Origin of the sequence: Pedobacter heparinus (genome assembly GCF_032678725.1) — a bacterium.
GTDB classification, from domain to species: Bacteria; Bacteroidota; Bacteroidia; order Sphingobacteriales; family Sphingobacteriaceae; genus Pedobacter; species Pedobacter heparinus_A.
The window spans coordinates 57,740-75,673 of record NZ_JAVTSC010000005.1 but is presented as its reverse complement, the minus strand read 5'-3'; the positions used below and the strand labels follow the sequence as shown (position 1 = coordinate 75,673).

Sequence of the window (17,934 nt, the reverse complement as noted above, 5' to 3'; positions counted from 1 at the left end):
TTTTAATCTAAGCAGCGCTAATCCTGCTTTTTTGATGAATCGCTGATTATTTAACCAGTTGTATCTCGCTCACCAGTGGCAGGTGATCTGAGGCATAAGTTTCGTTCACCGCCACATAGCTCAGCACATTGAATTTTTCTGCGGGGCGCATCATGACATAGTCAATTGTTGAAGCGGGTTTTTGTGCAGAGAAAGTTAAGGGGCAGGAAGATTTACATCCCCAGCTAAGTTCCTGTCTTAAGATCGTAAGCGGGTTGGATAGCGGTATCGCATTAAAATCGCCGGCAATGATCAGTGGCAAGGTAAGGGTCTTCACAATTTTAACCAGTTCTGTGGCCTGTAAAACCCGGTTATCCTCTGCGGTCAGATGGTCCAGATGGGTAGAGGCAAACAAAAAACGTTGTCCTTCTTTCTCCACGGTGATCAGGGCTACAGACCTTGTTTCACCTCCAAGTTTTGCAGTTACCGGCAGTTCATAACGCTGGCTTTCCAATATGGGGAAACGGGAAAGCACGGCATCACCAAACTGACCCCCGTCATAATCAATTGCTCTGGTATAAAAATAGTTCATCCCGGTAAGTCTGGCCAGTTCTTTAGCTTCGTCAAGGCTTGCCCCTGAACGGTTGGTGTTTACATCTACTTCCTGTAGTGCAACCAGGTCCGGGTCCTGGGCCTTTATTACCGCAGCAATAGCGGGCAGATCAACGGTACCGGCAGGTTTTGAGGGTGGATTGCCAATGTGAATGTTATAAGTCATCACTTTAACCTTTGTACCCTTAACCTCCTTGGGCGGATCTGGTTGTTCCGCTTTTCCATCGCCCTTTCCCTTACTGCAAGATAACATCAGTAGTAAAAAAATGGCTGGTAAAAAGCATTTGACAGGCGCTGTTTGTTTCATAAGACATTTGATTGATGTACAGAACTTGCAGCGGTAATTATTTACCGCTGCAAGCAATAAAAAATAGACTATTTCCAGCCCTCTGGCTGTATCAGGTTGGGGTTTAAATCCTTTTGTGGCAAGGGTACAGGCCACAGGTAATTTTTAGGTGCAGTAAATTTCCGACCTGAATTGATGATGAGGTAACCCTGCGCATCGGTTGGGATAGTGGCGATATAAACCTGGTTATAAGCAGGCACCAGGCTTTTCTTGATTCCTTTTACATCCTCAGCAAGTAAATTTCCTTGTTGCCAGCGCAGCATGTCAAAATAACGGTGCCCCTCAAGTGCCAGTTCAACCCTGCGCTCTCTCCTGATCTCGGTACGAAGGTCCATACCCCAGACATTGAGGTCGGTAATCTTCATCTGGACCATCCCCACCCTGGTCCTTAATTTATTGATGGTATCGTCCAGATCAGCCTGGGTTAAAGTACCCTGTTCCATCCGTGCTTCTGCATAAGTGAGCAAGACTTCGGCATACCTCAGTAAATGGATGTCATTGGCGTCTTTGTTGTAAACACCGACTGCAGTTGGTTCTACATATTTAAGGTTATAATAACCTGTACCGGTTACGGTTCCCTTTTTATCGGCATCCCATTTTGGTAAATTGAAAATGGCATTCGGATTTGAATCCTGATCGCCATCATCTTTGCCTTCCCATGCAGTACCCGGACTGAGCACCGTCTGGATCATCCGCGGGTCCCGGTTCTGAAAAATGGCCGCATAGGTGTTTTCACTATACAAAGCAGATTTATCAATTGGTTTTCCATCACTGCATAAATAAGTATCTACCAGAGATTTGGTAATGCTAAAGCGGGAAACCTGATCGGGTACCCAGCTTTCCCTGCTGAGGTTATGTTCTGATACATTGGCAAGATATGGCCTGGCCAGGATGGTCTCTTTGTTTGCGGTATTGGTAATTTTACCTTTGTAGGTGAAAAGTTCTTTATAGCTTGTAGCTGTATTTCCATTGGAATATAAACTATACACCCCCAGGTTCATCACTGCCTTTGCAGCGACCTCAGCTACATCCCATTTTTGAAAAAATAAAGCTATTTTGGCTTTCCAGCCCAGGGCCGCACCCCTTGTAATCCTGCCAGAATCCACAGCAGTATAGGTTGGTGGCAGCGAGGGGGCTGCTGCGTCCAGTTCCTGCAGCACGAAATTGAGCACTTCGGCCCTTGGCGTTTGCACGGCCATAAGTTCCGGATCCCCTATATTTAAGGTTTTGGTAATTAAAGGCACATCGCCGAAAAACAGGATCAGAAAACTGTAATAATGGGCACGTAAAAATCTTACCTCCGCAGCATAACGGGCTAAGAGCTCCGGTTTTACCCCTTTTGCTTTCTCGTAATTTTGCAGAAAATGGTTGCACCTGCGAATTCCGGCATATTGTTTTACCCATTCGTTATTGATCACCGAAAGGTTATAATCAAAATTACCAGTAGAAATGGAGAGGTAATCCGAAAGTGGCGGATAAATGATGTTGTCCCCGCAGCGTTCCAGGTCAACAAAACTGTCCTGCAAAGTTTCACTTTTACCTTTTAAATATGCATAGCAACCGTTTACGGCTAACTTCAGTTGTTCCTCTGTTTCCCAGAAACTAACATCGGTAATGGCATCAAGCGGCTGACGGTCTAAAAAATCTTTTGAACAGCCGCTTAACAGCGCAGAAAGTGCTGGCATTGCGATTATGGAGGACAGTCCGTAAGATGTGGCCTCACGTAAAAATGACCTGCGGTTTTTATATGGTGTATTTTCTTTTTTCATGACTATTATTTTAATCTTAAATTGATACCAAAAATGATCGTTTTAACCTGGGGATAAAATCCGCCGTTGCTGATCTTATCGCCGCTGGCCTCTCCCGGAACTATCGTCTCGGGATCATAAGCACTAAAGAAATCTGTGCTGGTTAAGAGGTTATCAGCTGAAATGAAGATCCTGAACTGATCAACCCTCCATTTACTGATCCACTTGTCTGGAATGGTATAACCGAGCTGTACATTCTTTAACCGCAGGTAGGAAGCATCCTGAAGCCAGTATTCTGCCAGTTGCCTGGTGGTGTTCCTGGTATCTTTAAAGAGTAGGCGTGGATACCAGGCAGCAGTGTTATCCGCTGTCCAGTGGTCGAGGTGCATTTCCTGGGGAAAAGCGGCATCGGCATAAAAAGGATGTATGGCAGGCCCGGAGATGTATCCGTTAGCTTTACCTACCCCCTGAAGAAAAAATGAAAAATCGACCTGTTTAAAACCAAGGTTGCCCCTGAAGGAATAGGTATAATGTGGAAAAGGGTCGCCAATTACAGTACGGTCCTTATCTGCTGAGATGATCCCATCCCCGTCGAGGTCTACAAATTTCAGGTCTCCCGGCGCTACTTTACCGGCATCTACAGGAAATATTGGAAAATTGGGATTGAGCTTTCCGGTTGTTTCATCTTTTGTAAAATCAGCTGTCTGTGCCAGGCCTGCAGTCCGGTAACCATAATAAGCGTTGATCGGAAACCCTACCAGACGAATGTTATTGGCGATGGTTGGCGCTACCCCACCCAGGTTGATCACTTTATTCTTCACATCAGAAAGCTGTGCGCTAAAGCCATATCTCAGGTCTTTGATCCGGTCGCTCCATCCCAGATTTAATTCCCATCCCTTATTGGAGACAGAACCGGCATTCTGATCGGAAACGGAAACACCGATTACCGCGGGTTGGGCAACTTTAAGCTGTATGTCCCTGGTTTCACGGTTATACCATTCTCCGGTAAATGTCAGGCGGTTCTTGAAGAAGGCCAGATCCAGGGCTATATTAAACATCCGTACTTTTTCCCATTCTAATGCGTTATTTGCTAAAACAGTTTGTGCAAAGCCCTGTGTAAGTACATTGCCTATTGGCATAGTTGCAACAGAAAGTATGGAGGGTATGTACGGATAATATTCGCCATAACCAGCAGCATCTGCATTGTACTGATTGCCCAGTAAACCGTAGGACATCCGGATCTTTCCTTCACTTAACCAGGTTAAGGCAGTGCTGTTCTTTATAAAATTTTCCTGTGTAAATCGCCATCCTGCAGATGCAGAAGGGAATAAGCCATAGCGCGACTCCGGCGCATAAGTTGAAGTTCCATCGTATCTTAAATTGGCTTCAAACAGGTATTTATCTGCAAAATCATAGTTAACCCTGCCAAAATATCCCCTCAGGGCATACTGAAAAGAATCACCGTAATTGGTTGGATTGGCAGTGCCTAAATTTAAAACTGGTACATTATCACTTAAAAAGTTTGTTTTAACAGCGCGCCAGTAATCATTCCGGCGCCATTCCAGCTGGGTTCCGGCCAGCGCCTTGAAATGGTGCTGATCTACATTTAAACGGTAATTTAACTGGGTAGAAAAGGTCTGGATCTTATTGATGTACTGACGTTCATCCAGGGTATTATTTGGATTGGAGGTATACCAGATGGCACCGGTTTCCGGATAAAGATAATCTATCCTGCGCGAGAAAATATTCCTGTTCTGGTTGTGCATATCCAGCCCGTATTGCGCCTGTAACTCCAGGTCTTTCAGCAAATGAAGCGTAGCTGATATACTTCCGGTAAACTGCTGCGTTTTGGCCAGGTCAAAACCACCCTCGGTTGCAATGGCAACGGGATTACTGGAACCACCCCCATAGCCCCACAAACCATTGGTAAATCTGACCGGACTTAAAGGAGAGATCGTCAGACCGGTATAGAATACGCCTCCGTTCTGGCTGGTTGCAGCAGAAGACTGGTTGATGTCACGATCGATATAACCCAGATTGGCATCTATATCGAGTACGTCAAGAATTTTTGCCGCATTGAGCCTGATCCTGGCATTGTTCCTGACTGTGCCAAACTGATCTCCTACAGCTAAACCTTTCTGGTGCTGTCGTCCGTACGACATATAATATTTCATGTCTGAGGAGCCTCCGTTAAAACTGATCGTATGGTTTTGCTGAGGTGCATTATTTTTATAGATCTCATCAAACCAATTGGTATTCGCAAAGTAATTTGGATCTGACCCATTCCTTGCCGTTTCTATCTGCGCGGGTGTAAAAGATGGCGGTATCCCAGAATTAGACTGGGCCTCATTCAGCAGTTCCATGTATTGGGCTGAGCCCAGCATTTTCGGCAATGCCGTTGGCTTTTGAATTCCGTAATAACCATTATAATTGATGCTGATCTTTTGGTTTAACGTGCCAGACTTGGTCGTGATCAGAATGACCCCATTGGCTGCCCGTGTTCCGTATATCGATGTGGAAGCGGCATCTTTTAAAAGAGAAACACTTTCAATATCTTCCGGATTAATGCTGTTCAGATCCTGGGGAATCCCATCAATCAATATGAAAGGCTCCGAATTGTTCAAAGATGTTAGTCCGCGGATGCGCAGCATTGCCCCGGACGAACCCGGCATTCCGCTTTGCCCTACGGCCGTCAAGCCTGGCAGTAAGCCCTGAAGTCCGCTTGATACTGAAGTAATTGGTCTTCCAGCCAGATCCTTAGCAGAAATCGTACTCACAGAGCCGGTAAGATTGCTTTTCTTTTGGGTTCCGAAGCCGACCACCACAACTTCATTAAGGCCAGTCTGATCTTCTTTTAAAACTACAGTGATCACTGTCTGGCGGTCTATCCTCATCTCATTGGTGATAAAGCCGAGATAAGACACACTTAAAACAGCATTATCTGCTATTCCTTGTAAAAAGAACTCACCGTTATTATTGGTAACCACTGTTGTTTTGGTTCCCTTTACATTAACAGCAGCACCCGGCAACGCATTTCCCTTATCGTCTGTTACCCTGCCACGCACATCTATGGCGTTAAATGCAAACAGTAATTTATCTATTAATGAGTTTTCCTGTTTGATCAGGATGGTTTTATCCTCTATGGAATAGGTTAGTCCCCTGCCCAGGATTACCTTTTTCATAACCTCATCCAGCGCAGCATTGCTGAAACTGACGTCGATAACCGAGTTGATCCTGATGCCGTTGGTAGACAACAGCACATCGTAACCCGTCTGTTTCCTGATCTCCTTAAAAATACGCTGAAGTGTAATGCTTTTCCGCTCTAAAGTTATTCTTTGCCCGAAAGAGGCAGCACTAACCTGCAGCAAGGTGGTGATTAATATGACAGTGGTCAACCTCATAATTAATAGCAGTTTAGCTATGCAGCCAGATGGCATACATAGAATTTTAGTATAATTTTTATACATTTGATGGTCTGTGTTAATGCGGCTTGCTGTTTGATTTAAGACCTCAGTAGCATCCGCAATGAATCATGAATAATTATCAATTGTTCGGCCGGTATTACCGGAATGGTAGCAGATTTAGAAAGGGGTGTTTTCCGCACTCCTTTCTTTATAGCCCTCAGTACCTGCTGTCAGGTTTTTTTTTCTGGATTTTTCATTTCGTTGTTGTTTAGCTGGTTATTTAATTGGTTATTTTGAATTGCAGGGTTAAATCATTTCAGGGATACGTTTACGGTTTTTCCTTTTACTTCAAATTTCAGATTACCCGTAGTTTCGAGTTTGGTCAATACTTTTGATATTTTTTCAAAACGGCTGATTGTACCATAATACTTTACATTTTTAACCGCTTCCTCTTCATAGTTAACTTTTACACCATACCACCGGCAAAGTTTTTGCATCACACTGGCCAGATCTTCATTGTCAAACATGAAATAACCGTTTTTCCAGGCGATCGCATCTTCTGCATCTCCACTCAGCAGTTCAATCCCGCTGGCCATACTGATGGCCTGCTGGCCAGGTTTAAGCAGGGCATTTCCGTTTTCACTTTTTATACGGACAAGCCCTTCCAGTAAACTTGTTTTTGTGCTGGCCTGGTCTGAATAGGCATTGATGTTAAAATGTGTACCCAATACCTCTACTTCCTGGCCTTTACTGATTACAAAGAAGGGTACGCGGGTTTCTCCTGATGTTTTTGACCGGCGTACCAGTTTAGCTACTTCAAAATAAGCTTCACCGTTAAGCTCCACTTTTCTGCTGTCCAGACCAGAAAATGTAGCGGGAAATTTTAAACTGGAGGCTGCGTTTAACCATACCCTTGTGCTATCGGGTAAAATAACCTGGTAAGTACCACCTTCAGGTGTGCTCAGCAGCATTTCTTTTTGGGCCGGAAGCCTCGTTAAGCCCGGCCCAACTTTGGTTCCGTCGTTATAGTGTAAATCGGCAACATTGATCACTATACCGCTTTTAGTACCACTTAAATCTATCTTCTTTCCACCGGCAAGTGTCAATACAGCCTTGTTACCGCCCGGCTCAATGTCATTGGAAGTTAGGGTTGTTCCCCTGTCTGATGGTTTATACCAGGCTTTGTAAAAATAAACGGCCAACCCCAGACAGCATAAAACGGAAGCGGCTACAGCCAGCCTGCGCATTGAAATTTTTATTTTCCTTACCGGCTTAATTTCCTGCTCCAGCCGGCTCAGCATCCGTTGTTGCACGAGTAGCTCCATGTCGGGATATTCGGCGTCCCTGTAAGCAATACTACGGTACCAATCGTTTAATTGCAGCAGTTCTGCATCGCTTGCCTTTCCTGCAATATATTTCTCTATTAAGCCGTTGACCTGTTCCTGCTCCATCCGCATGTGTTTTATTTATGGGTTATTGTACGGATGTACGATGAAAAGCAGAATACCCTATATACCTGTTAAAATAAATTTTTCCAGACTGCCGAAGACAGGAGTAACAGCAGCCCTGAATCTTTAAGTCCGCCCCTGATCGTTTTCAATGCACGGGTTAAATTTGCCTCTACACCTTTCTCAGAAATATTCATCAGTTCAGAGATTTCGGCATTGCTCAGGCCTTCTTCCCTGCTGTATTTAAAGGTTAACCTGCATTTTTCGGGCAACTGTTCAACTATTCCACCGATGTATTCTTTAAGGAACAATGCGTCCAGCTTATCTTCATCATAAACCTTTTCGGTAAACTGATAGTTTTGCCGGGCAAGCTGTTTACGGTATTGTAATTTCTGGTAATGTTTAAAAATATTAAATTTTACCGCAGTGGTTAAAAATGCAGGAACATTCGCGATCACCAGCTCCTCCCTTCTGTTCCACAGGGATATAAAAACTTCATGCACAATATCTTCCGATTGTGCTTTATCTTTACAATGGTTCCAGGCCACCAGCAACATTTTTTTCCAGTAACGCTTGTAAATTTCTGTATAAGCGGCTTTATCTGCTTGTTTTAACAAGGCAGCTAGTTCACTATCGCTAAGTGTATCACAGGAAATCATTGCGGTTGTATTCTTAATAAAGCTACTTAATATATGTCCCAATGTTAATTAAATATTTTTGTTTTATTGCAATGCCTGATCCATGTTGGTTAAAAATTCATATGGGCTTAACCAGCCCCGTATTAAAAAATTTACGCATCACATAGGGGTAAACTGAAAACCGGGTGTCTCAGTAGAAACAAACCCATAATGAATATAAAATCTCTCTTTCTCCTCATTGCATGCTTTAGTCTGCAATATCTAAATCTTAAGGCACAACACAAAGATTCACTAAACCGGAATAAGCCTCAATTCTCACAGACCATCAAAGGAACACTTACAGATAAGGGCAGCAAATTGCCGCTGGCCGGTGTTACGGTTAAGCTCTTGTCCAACTCCAGCGTGAAACCGGTAAGTACTGATGCCGAAGGTGTTTTCAAGCTAACCGGCGTTCCACTGGGACGCCAGGTATTACAGGCCAGCCTGACTGGCTATGGGACAGTTACCCTTTCAGAAGTTCTGGTGACCAGTGGTAAAGAACCTGTTTTTAACCTGGAAATGGAAGCACAGGCCAATAACCTGAACGAAGTAGTGGTAAATGCAAACTCAGGTAAAAAACCCCTGAACCAAATGGCATTGACCAGTGGACGCTCCTTTTCGCCGGAAGAGACCAACCGTTATGCTGGTGCTTTTTTTGACCCTGCCAGAATGGCCCAGAGCTTTGCAGGTGTAGTTGCCGGAGGCGACGATAATGAAATCATCGTAAGAGGCAATTCACCAAAAAGCCTGCAATGGCGCTTAGAAGGGATCGAAATCATCAATCCTAACCATTTTGGCAGTGAAGGGGCTTCTGGTGGGGCCGTAAGCATGATCAACACTACAGTTTTAAGTACTTCCGACTTTTATACCGGGGGCTTAGCAGCAGAATACAGCAATGCCCTTTCCGGTGTATTCGATTTAAAATTCAGGAAAGGCAATACAGACAAACGGGAATATGCTTTTAATATCGGCATCCTGGGTGCGGGTGCTACGCTGGAAGGTCCATTTAAAAAGGGTGGAAATGCGTCCTATTTAATCAGCTACCGTTATTCTTCATTGAGCCTGCTGGAAAAAGCAGGAGTTAAAGTATCGGATGAGGGGGTGCCCAAATATCAGGACCTTTCTTTTAATCTGGTATTCCCCACAAAAAAAGCAGGGACTTTCTCTCTTTTCGGGATCGGTGGCCTGAGTAAGCTCAGCAGAGATGCCGACAGGGATTATACCAAATGGGAAGAAAGAATGGATGGGCAAGATTTGAGGTTCGGTTACAACGCCGGAAGCGCCGGTTTAAAACACCTGTACATTGCCAGCAGCAAGCTTTATTTTAACAATGTCGTTTCAGTTTCGGCGAACCGCAGTTCCAATCAGGTGGACACCCTTACCAGCGATTACCTGGCTAGCCGCACACACCAGAATCTATACAGCAACACGGCCATCCGTTATGCCGGTACCATGAACTATACCATCAACCCTGCCAATGTGATCCGCGCAGGTGTCAATGCCAGTTTTTTAAGTTACAATCTGTATGGCCGGCAATACCAGACCGAATTAAAGGCATTGAAAGAATTGATCAACCAGAAAGGCAGCACCAGCAGCTATGATGCTTTTGTGCAGCACAAAACAGAACTGAACAGCAGCTTAACTTTAAATACCGGGATACATGCCAATTATTTTAGCCTCAGCAAAAGCTGGACTATAGAACCTCGTCTGGGCTTAAACCTGGAACTTCCTGCTGATCAGCAATTGTCTTTCGGAGCGGGGTTGTATAGCCGCCTGGAACCCCTGTCCTATTATTTTGCCAAAGGCAATGCGCCAACAGGCCAGCCTGGTACAAGCCTTAGCAATAAGCTGGAACCTACAAAATCAGCCCAGGCCGTTGTAGGGTATGAGAAACTTTTTGGAGGAAGCATGAAATTTAAGACGGAGGTTTATTACCAGCATTTGTACGATGTTCCTGTAGCTGTTGATCCTGCGGTAAATTTCTCCCTGCTCAATGTATCCGATAATTCTGCCATAGCCTCTTCTGCTTACCGCGCACTGGTTAACAAAGGAACCGGTAAAAATTACGGTATTGAGCTTTCACTGGAGAAATCGCTGAGCAGGGGCTATTACTTTATGGTTACCTCTTCGTTTTTTGACTCCAAATTTCAGGCTTTAAGCAAGCAGGAGTTCAATACGGCATTTAATACGCGTTACGTAGGCAATTTACTGCTGGGTAAAGAGTGGAAAGCAGGCCGGAACAATATATTTGGGCTGAACGGAAAGCTGATATATGCTGGTGGAAGACGTTACACCCCGGTATTGGTAGCCGAGTCGATGCGGCTTGATGAAGAGGTTATCGACCAAAACAAGATCAATACCTTAACAGCCGATCCTTATATGCGTGTAGATTTTTCTGCCAGTTACCGCATCAATGGCAAAAAAGCAAGTCATATGATCCTTATGGACATTCAGAACCTGCTCAACAGGGAGAATACTGTGGGCATGCACTACAATCCGAGCAAACGGATAATTGAGGCTTCAAAATGGAGCGGCATCATTCCAACCCTCAATTACAGAATAGAATTTTAAGCACGGACCGGTCTGGCCATGGCTACCTATGAGGCGATCATTGCTTCAGCTTTATGGAGTACGCTGGCCAGTCCGGCTTTGTTTTTACCGCCTGCAGTAGCATAAAAAGATTGTCCGCCACCGCCACCCTGGATGTCTTTTGCCAGTTCCCGTACAATGTTTGAGGCATTCAGCCCCCGGTCTTGTACCAGGTTTTCTGCCAGCATTACCGTAATGCCCGGCTTATCATCGATAAGTGTGGTAAAAACAAGGAACAGGTCATCTACGAGGTCTTTTACAGCAAAGGCGAGGTTTTTCACTGCCTCTGCATTGGGCAGGTCAACATGCGTTGCAATCAGGTTAATTCCGTTAATGGTTTTAAGGTGGTGCACAATTTCATGCTTAAGGTTTGCAGATTGTTCAAGCACTGCTTTTTCAGCTTCTTTTTTTAACCGGTTATTTTCTTCAATCAAAGCAGAAACTGCTGCAGTTAAGTCTTTATTACCTTTTAACAGGTCCCTCAGCTCGTTCAATTCCTTGTTCTGCGCTAAAACAAAAGCCTCAGCTTTGTCGGCAGTAATGGCCTCAATGCGCCGTACACCAGCAGCTACCGCGCTTTCGGAAATAATTTTAAAGTAACCGATCTGGCCTGTAGCCTGTACATGGGTACCACCACAGAGTTCTTTAGAATAATGGTCGTCGAACGTGATGATCCTGACCAAATCTCCATATTTTTCGCCGAACAAAGCTGTTACGCCACTTGAAATGGCCTGATCGTAAGGAACATATCTTTGTTCTTTTAAAGGAATGTTTTCTCTGACCTTCTGATTGACCAGGTGTTCGATCCGGGCCAGTTCCTCATCCGTAACTTTTGCGAAATGCGAAAAGTCAAAACGCAGGTAATCCGGGTTTACCAATGAGCCTTTCTGGTTGACATGACTTCCCAGTACCTTTTTTAAAGCCGCATGCAACAAATGTGTTGCGCTGTGGTTATCCTGTGACAGCACGCGCTTATTTTCGTCAATTACCGCCCAGAAATGTCCTTCCAGGTCTTCCGGTAAATTATCTGCATAATGTACAATTACCCCGTTTTCTTTCTTGGTATCTGTAATTTCAACGAAAAAAAGACGGCTATGGTCTTCCAGACGACCGGTATCTCCAACCTGGCCCCCACTTTCTGCATAGAATGGAGTTTTACTCAATACGATCTGGTACTGTTCTTTCCCTTTGGCACTGACCTTACGGTATTTGACAATCTCAGTTTCTGCTTCCACATCATCGTAACCTACAAATTCAACTTCCAGATCCGGATTAACCAGAATCCAGTCCCCGGTATCTACAGCTGTGGCGGCACGTGACCGTTCCTTTTGTTTGAGCAAGGCCTTATTGTATTCCTCCATATCGACAGACCAGCGCTTTTCGCGGGCCATCAGTTCAGTTAAATCTATAGGAAAGCCATAGGTATCGTTCAGCTCAAAAGCAAACTCGCCGGAAATCACCATCTGATCTTTCAAAATGCTATATACCCATTGGTCTTCAAATGATTTTTCCGGATCAATGGCATTTTCAGACATCAGAAATCCGGCTTGCTTTTTAGTGTAATTATCAAAACGCTGGATGCCGGTAGCTAAAGTTCTTAAGAAGGAAATTTCTTCTTCAAGCACTACCTTTTGAACAAAGTCCTGCTGCAAGGCCAATTCTTCAAAAACACCTTTGAACTGCCCGGCAAGCACAGGGACAAGTTCGTTCAGGAAAGGATCTTTTAAGTTTAAGAAAGTATAGGCATAACGTACCGCACGACGTAAAATCCGCCGGATCACATAACCAGCTTTGTTGTTCGAAGGCAACTGTCCATCGGCAATCACAAAAGCGATCGCACGGATATGATCAGCCATTACGCGCATCGCAATATCAGTTTTTTCATCAGTACCATACTCAACACCTGCCCTTGCAGCGATAAATTGAATGAGCGGTTGAAAAACATCGGTATCATAATTGGATGATTTCTGCTGCAGGACCCGGACCAAACGTTCAAAGCCCATTCCGGTATCCACATGTTGGGCAGGTAAAGGCTGTAACGAACCGTCCTTAAGCCGGTTAAACTGCATAAATACATTGTTCCAGATTTCGATGACCTGCGGATGATCGGCATTTACAAGTGATTTACCTGGTACAGCTTTGCGCTCATGATCCGGGCGGCAGTCTACGTGAATCTCAGAGCAAGGTCCACAGGGGCCTGTATCTCCCATCTCCCAGAAATTATCCTTCTTATTTCCTAATATGATGCGATCTTCCGGCACATATTGCTTCCAGAGCTCATAAGCTTCAGTGTCTCTTGGCAGCCCTTCTTTTTCATCACCCTCAAAAATGGAAACGTAAAGTATTTCTTTTGGGATCTTATAAACTTCCGTGAGCAGTTCCCAGCTCCAGGCAATGGCTTCTTTTTTAAAATAATCGCCAAAACTCCAGTTGCCAAGCATCTCGAACATGGTATGGTGATAGGTATCAATACCCACCTCTTCCAGGTCGTTGTGTTTACCTGAAACGCGAAGGCAGCGCTGTGTATCGGCAACACGGGGATATTTAATTGGTGCCTCCCCTAAAAATAAATCTTTGAACTGGTTCATCCCTGCGTTGGTAAACATCAGGGTTGGATCATTTTTAACTACAATTGGTGCCGATGCCACAATCTGATGTTGTTTCGATTCGAAAAATTTTAAGTACGCCTGTCTGATTTCCTTAGCTGTCATCCTTCTCTAGATTTATTTTGAGCAAACTTAGATAAAATTATTTTTTTTTCAGTGTTCATTGATACTTGCTTAACTTTGCCTAAGTTTGAATACTTTAAATAAAACCTGTAATCAATTCATAATCAATACTAAAATATGCCTTACAAAGAACGGGAAATAAATAAAATGTATTACACCATGGGAGAAGTTACCGAAATGTTTGGTGTAAACGCATCTCAGATCCGCTTTTATGAAAAGGAATTTGATGTATTACAGCCTAAAAAGAACAAGAAGGGAAATCGCTTATTTACACCAGAGGACATCGAAAATCTAAAGATCATTTTCCACCTGGTGGATGACAAGGGCTTCACGCTTAAAGGTGCAAAAGAACACCTTAAAAACAATACAGGCGAAGTGAAAGAAAACCAGAAGATCATCGCTTCTCTTGAAAAACTAAAAGACTTCTTATTAAAGCTAAACGAAGAAATTTAATTTAATTATTAATTTATTTTTTAATTCGATTAATAATCCGGTGATTGGGCCAATTTATACCGATCACCATGAGAATATTGTGCTTCCTGTTTTTTCTGCTCTGTTGTTTTTATATCCAGGCGCAGGAAACCGAAAATATCCGGGACCTGATGGAAAATCAGGCCGAAAATATATTGGATGGCGACGATCTGTCTGAATGGACAGAGCGACTGGATTTTTTTCGTAAGCACCCGATAAACCTCAACAAAACCAATCCCCTGGAGTTAAAAAGCCTGATCTTCCTTTCTCCCCTGCAAATCGGCAGCTTTTTCAGTTACCTGGCCAATGGCAATAAACTGCTGGATGTACTGGAATTACAGGCGGTACCGGGCTTTGATCCTGAAACCATCAATAAACTGCTGCCTTTTGTAACTGTTAAGCCGTCATCGGCTTATCAACAATTAAGGCTCAGGCAACTTCATACTGAAGGTAAAAATGACCTAATGCTCAGGTATACTACCCTGCTGCAGCAACAAAAAGGGTTCAGGGATCTGCCCGGCAGCAGGTATTTAGGTACCCCGGAAAGGCTATTGTTTCGCTATAGGTATCATTTTTCTGAAGTTATCTCGGCGGCATTGGTGATGGAAAAGGATGCCGGAGAATCACTTTTTAACAAAAAAACAGGCATAGATCACATTTCGGCCCACTTCGCGTTTTATAAACTGGGAAGGGTCAAAAACCTGGTCATTGGTGATTACAGCCTGCAATTTGGTCAGGGATTAACTTTATGGTCTGGCTTTGCCTTGGGTAAAGGACCAGACGTAACCAGTGTAGCTGCCAAAGATCTGGGCATAAAACCTTATACTTCATCCAATGAAGCTTATTTTTTCAGGGGGATATCAGGTACCCTTGACCTGGGTAAAAACATCAGTATTAGTCCTTTTATATCCTTCAGAAAGCTGGATGCCAGCTTAAAGTTCATGCCAGACGGAACTGCAAGCCTTTCCAATATCAATATCAGCGGACTGCACCGCACGGACACCGAACTCAAGAACAGGAAAAGCCTGAAGCAGCAGGTTTATGGTGCAGCCCTGCAATACATTACCGACAACCTGAATATCGGGCTGATAGGTTATAGATCGGCTTATCAACACCTGTTTGTAACTGGCAGCCAGCTTTACAATGCTTATGGCTTTACAGGTAGACACTTAAGCAATACCGGTTTGCATTACAATTATACTTTTAACAATATTTATTTTTACGGAGAAATGGCCCATAGTCTGCAATCTGGCTGGGCAATGGTTAATGGTGCCTTAGCTACCTTATCTTCCAAAACATCAGCAGTATTACTTTACAGGAGCTATGATAAAGATTATCACAATTTTTTCAGCAAAGCCCTGGGCGAGGGTACGGAAACCAATAATGAAAAAGGCCTATACCTGGGACTGAATTATCTGCCGGTTAAGAACTTAACGTGGTCGGTATATGCCGACTATTTTAAGTTTCCCTGGTTGAAATACAGAATTGATTCCGCTTCATCGGGCTATGAAGTGTTCAGCCAGCTTGTTTATACCAAAAAAAAAATCTTCAAGGCCACACTGAGATTTAAGCGGGAACTAAAGCAGCAAAATCCTGACGCGGGGAGCAGTTACCATCACCTGGACAAGGTTTTGAAACAAAGCTGCAGGCTGGAATGGAACTGGAAACCAAACCGAAAGTTCAACTTTCATCAACGAACGGAAATAACTCAATATCAAAAAGGTATAAAAATAAATGAGATCGGATATCTGATCTACCAGGATATCGATTATGCCCCTATGTCTTCGGACATCGCAGGCAATATGCGTCTGGCTTATTTTAATACCGCATCCTACAACAGCAGGATTTATGCCTATGAAGATGATGTACTTTACGGGGCCGGATCAGGTCTGTATGCTGGCAAAGGTATGCGTGCTTTCATAAACGTCAGGTACCGTTTGATGAAACCTTTAGACATCTGGGCCAGGTATGCGATTTCGATTTACAATCATACAAATACGATAGGCTCAGGACTGGATGAAATTGCAGGAAATCAAAAAGCTGAGGTAAAATTTCAGCTGCGTTACCAGTTCTGATGGCACATTCGCTCCCGATAAATAAGGCCGAACTTGCCTTCCTGAGGTTATTGATCCCATTTTCTGTGGGCATTGTTGCGGTATATCAATGGAAGGCACCCGGTCTTACGTATTGGCTTACAGCGACGGTTACCCTATTGTTCCTGCTCCTTTTTACCATAAACTTAAGTTATAAGCAGCTAAACTTTTACCGTTATAAAGGGATCAGAGGTATGATGATCCATGCCCTCCTCTTGCTGTCAGGATGCTTACATTCAACTTTATATAACCAATCATTAAATACTGATTATTATTTATTTAAAAAATATAAATACTTGAAAGTAAAAATTATTGATGAACCAAAAATAAAACCAAATTTAATTTTGTTTAGCGCTTTCGTCTCGAAGGGCTATGTTACCGCGCATCTTCAGGGTGGAGCAGAGATTCATACGGCCAGAACTGCTTCAGGAAAAATAAGGATAGCCCTGAAACCTGACACTTCAAACCCTACTGTACTTAAATATGGAGATGAACTGATTATTCCCGCAAGGACATCAGAAATTGAACGAGCTGAACTTCCTTCATCCTTCGATTTTAAATCCTGGCTTGCCATGCAGAACATTTATCAGCAAGCCTATTTTAAACAGGCCGAGCTGATTAAACTGAACAGCAATGCAGGTCATGTGCTGGTTAAATATGCTTTGCAGCTAAGGGAAAAACAAATTGCCATTTACCGGAAAATCATAAAAAATGATGATGCGTTTGCCATAGCGGCTACCCTGATCCTGGGTTACCGATCAGATTTAACAGCGGAAACGCTAGATATATATGCAAAGACCGGCACCATCCATGCCCTTTCTGTATCAGGAATGCATGTTGGGTTGATTTACCTGGTGTTAAACTGGCTGCTTTTCTTTTTAGACCGGAATTTCGTTCTAAAAACACTAAAAATCTTATTGATCCTTTGCCTGATCTGGGCCTATTCCCTGCTTACCGGCTTCTCCCCTTCCGTACTCCGGTCGGCCATTATGATCTCTGTATTCATTTTAGCCAGATTGTTTGACCGAAGCATCAATAGTTATAACATTCTTGCTTTTGCGGCTTTCTGTTTGCTGCTGTACCATCCATTTCTGATCTGGGACATTGGGTTTCAGCTTTCTTTTTTGGCCGTTTTGGGGCTCATTTACCTGCAACCTAAAATTTATGGCTGGCTGGCCGTTAAAAACCCTTTACTGAATAAGATCTGGAGTGCCACCGCAATGTCTATAGCTGCCCAATTGGCTACCTATCCTTTAAGCATTTACTATTTTCACCAGTTCCCCCTCTTTTTTTTGGCCAGTAACCTTTTTATCATGCTCCCTGTCGCAATAATTATCTATGTCGGCATCCTTATCCTGATGTTTAGATTAGATGGCTTAGGGCCTTTATTTGAATGGCTCATCCTATTTACCAATTCCGGTTTAAATCAAATTGCCGGTTTACCATTTTCAGGTATTTCAGGCATCTGGATAAATAAAACGGAACTACTGCTACTTTGCCTTACTTTGGTCTGTTTTACAGAAGCACTGTACCGTTTCAAAAAACGCCTGCTATTTACTACTGCAATTGCATTTTTTGTCTTGCAAAGTTTTTTGACTTATGACAAGATCAGCACGGCGAATCAGAAAAAAATTATCCGGTTCAAACTCAAAAAAAACTATGCAATTGCATGGATAAAAGGAAACAGTGCCTGGTTATATACAAATTTGAAACCGGAAAGCAGGGAATTTAGCTACGCTGTTAAACCGGCACTGGATCAGCATAAAGTAAAACAGCTCGTCATCAAATTTGCCGATGTACCCTGAATGGATTTATCTTATCTTTGATCATCTAAACCC

At 43.5% G+C, this 17,934-nt stretch carries 10 protein-coding genes; 4 read left to right on the top strand and 6 right to left on the bottom strand.

Annotated elements, in window-relative coordinates:
• Positions 1 to 46: 46 nt before the first annotated feature.
• The 5 genes from R2Q85_RS09530 to R2Q85_RS09510 all read right to left on the bottom strand — a co-directional run bounded on the left by R2Q85_RS09530 (position 47) and on the right by R2Q85_RS09510 (position 8,196).
• Positions 47 to 898: an endonuclease/exonuclease/phosphatase family protein gene (locus R2Q85_RS09530; protein ID WP_316811541.1), complete on the bottom strand. Its 852-nt coding sequence runs from the start codon at positions 896 to 898 to the stop codon at positions 47 to 49.
• A gap of 68 nt (positions 899 to 966) precedes the next feature.
• Positions 967 to 2,706 carry a RagB/SusD family nutrient uptake outer membrane protein gene (locus tag R2Q85_RS09525; protein ID WP_316811540.1) on the bottom strand — a complete coding sequence of 580 codons (1,740 nt, stop codon included), beginning with the start codon at positions 2,704 to 2,706 and terminating at the stop codon, positions 967 to 969.
• A 5-nt stretch (positions 2,707 to 2,711) separates the two neighbouring features.
• The gene (locus tag R2Q85_RS09520; RefSeq protein ID WP_316811539.1) at positions 2,712 to 6,086 is read right to left on the bottom strand and encodes a TonB-dependent receptor; all 3,375 of its coding nucleotides are present in this window, start codon (positions 6,084 to 6,086) and stop codon (positions 2,712 to 2,714) included.
• A 314-nt stretch (positions 6,087 to 6,400) separates the two neighbouring features.
• Positions 6,401 to 7,540: a FecR family protein gene (locus R2Q85_RS09515; protein ID WP_316811538.1), complete on the bottom strand. Its 1,140-nt coding sequence runs from the start codon at positions 7,538 to 7,540 to the stop codon at positions 6,401 to 6,403.
• A gap of 68 nt (positions 7,541 to 7,608) precedes the next feature.
• Positions 7,609 to 8,196, bottom strand: coding sequence for a sigma-70 family RNA polymerase sigma factor (locus tag R2Q85_RS09510; protein ID WP_316811537.1), 588 nt, complete (start codon positions 8,194 to 8,196; stop codon positions 7,609 to 7,611).
• 189 nt (positions 8,197 to 8,385) lie between these two features.
• Here R2Q85_RS09510 and R2Q85_RS09505 point away from each other — a divergent pair, with 189 nt between their 5' ends.
• Entirely contained in the window at positions 8,386 to 10,785 is a 2,400-nt protein-coding gene (locus R2Q85_RS09505; protein WP_316811536.1) for a TonB-dependent receptor, read from the top strand.
• A 26-nt stretch (positions 10,786 to 10,811) separates the two neighbouring features.
• Here the strand turns inward: R2Q85_RS09505 and alaS are convergent, their stop codons facing one another.
• A complete protein-coding gene (gene alaS, locus R2Q85_RS09500; RefSeq protein WP_316811535.1) occupies positions 10,812 to 13,514 on the bottom strand; it encodes an alanine--tRNA ligase in 2,703 nt (900 codons plus the stop codon).
• 135 nt (positions 13,515 to 13,649) lie between these two features.
• Here alaS and R2Q85_RS09495 point away from each other — a divergent pair, with 135 nt between their 5' ends.
• The 3 genes from R2Q85_RS09495 to R2Q85_RS09485 all read left to right on the top strand — a co-directional run bounded on the left by R2Q85_RS09495 (position 13,650) and on the right by R2Q85_RS09485 (position 17,901).
• The gene (locus R2Q85_RS09495; protein WP_015808352.1) at positions 13,650 to 13,985 is read left to right on the top strand and encodes a MerR family transcriptional regulator; all 336 of its coding nucleotides are present in this window, start codon (positions 13,650 to 13,652) and stop codon (positions 13,983 to 13,985) included.
• Positions 13,986 to 14,053: 68 nt separating this feature from the next.
• Positions 14,054 to 16,078: a type II secretion system protein GspK gene (locus R2Q85_RS09490; protein WP_316811534.1), complete on the top strand. Its 2,025-nt coding sequence runs from the start codon at positions 14,054 to 14,056 to the stop codon at positions 16,076 to 16,078.
• On the top strand, positions 16,078 to 17,901 hold the full coding sequence (locus R2Q85_RS09485; RefSeq protein WP_316811533.1) for a ComEC/Rec2 family competence protein: 1,824 nt from the start codon (positions 16,078 to 16,080) through the stop codon (positions 17,899 to 17,901). The genes R2Q85_RS09490 and R2Q85_RS09485 overlap by 1 nt, the downstream gene beginning before the upstream one ends.
• Positions 17,902 to 17,934 lie beyond the last annotated feature (33 nt).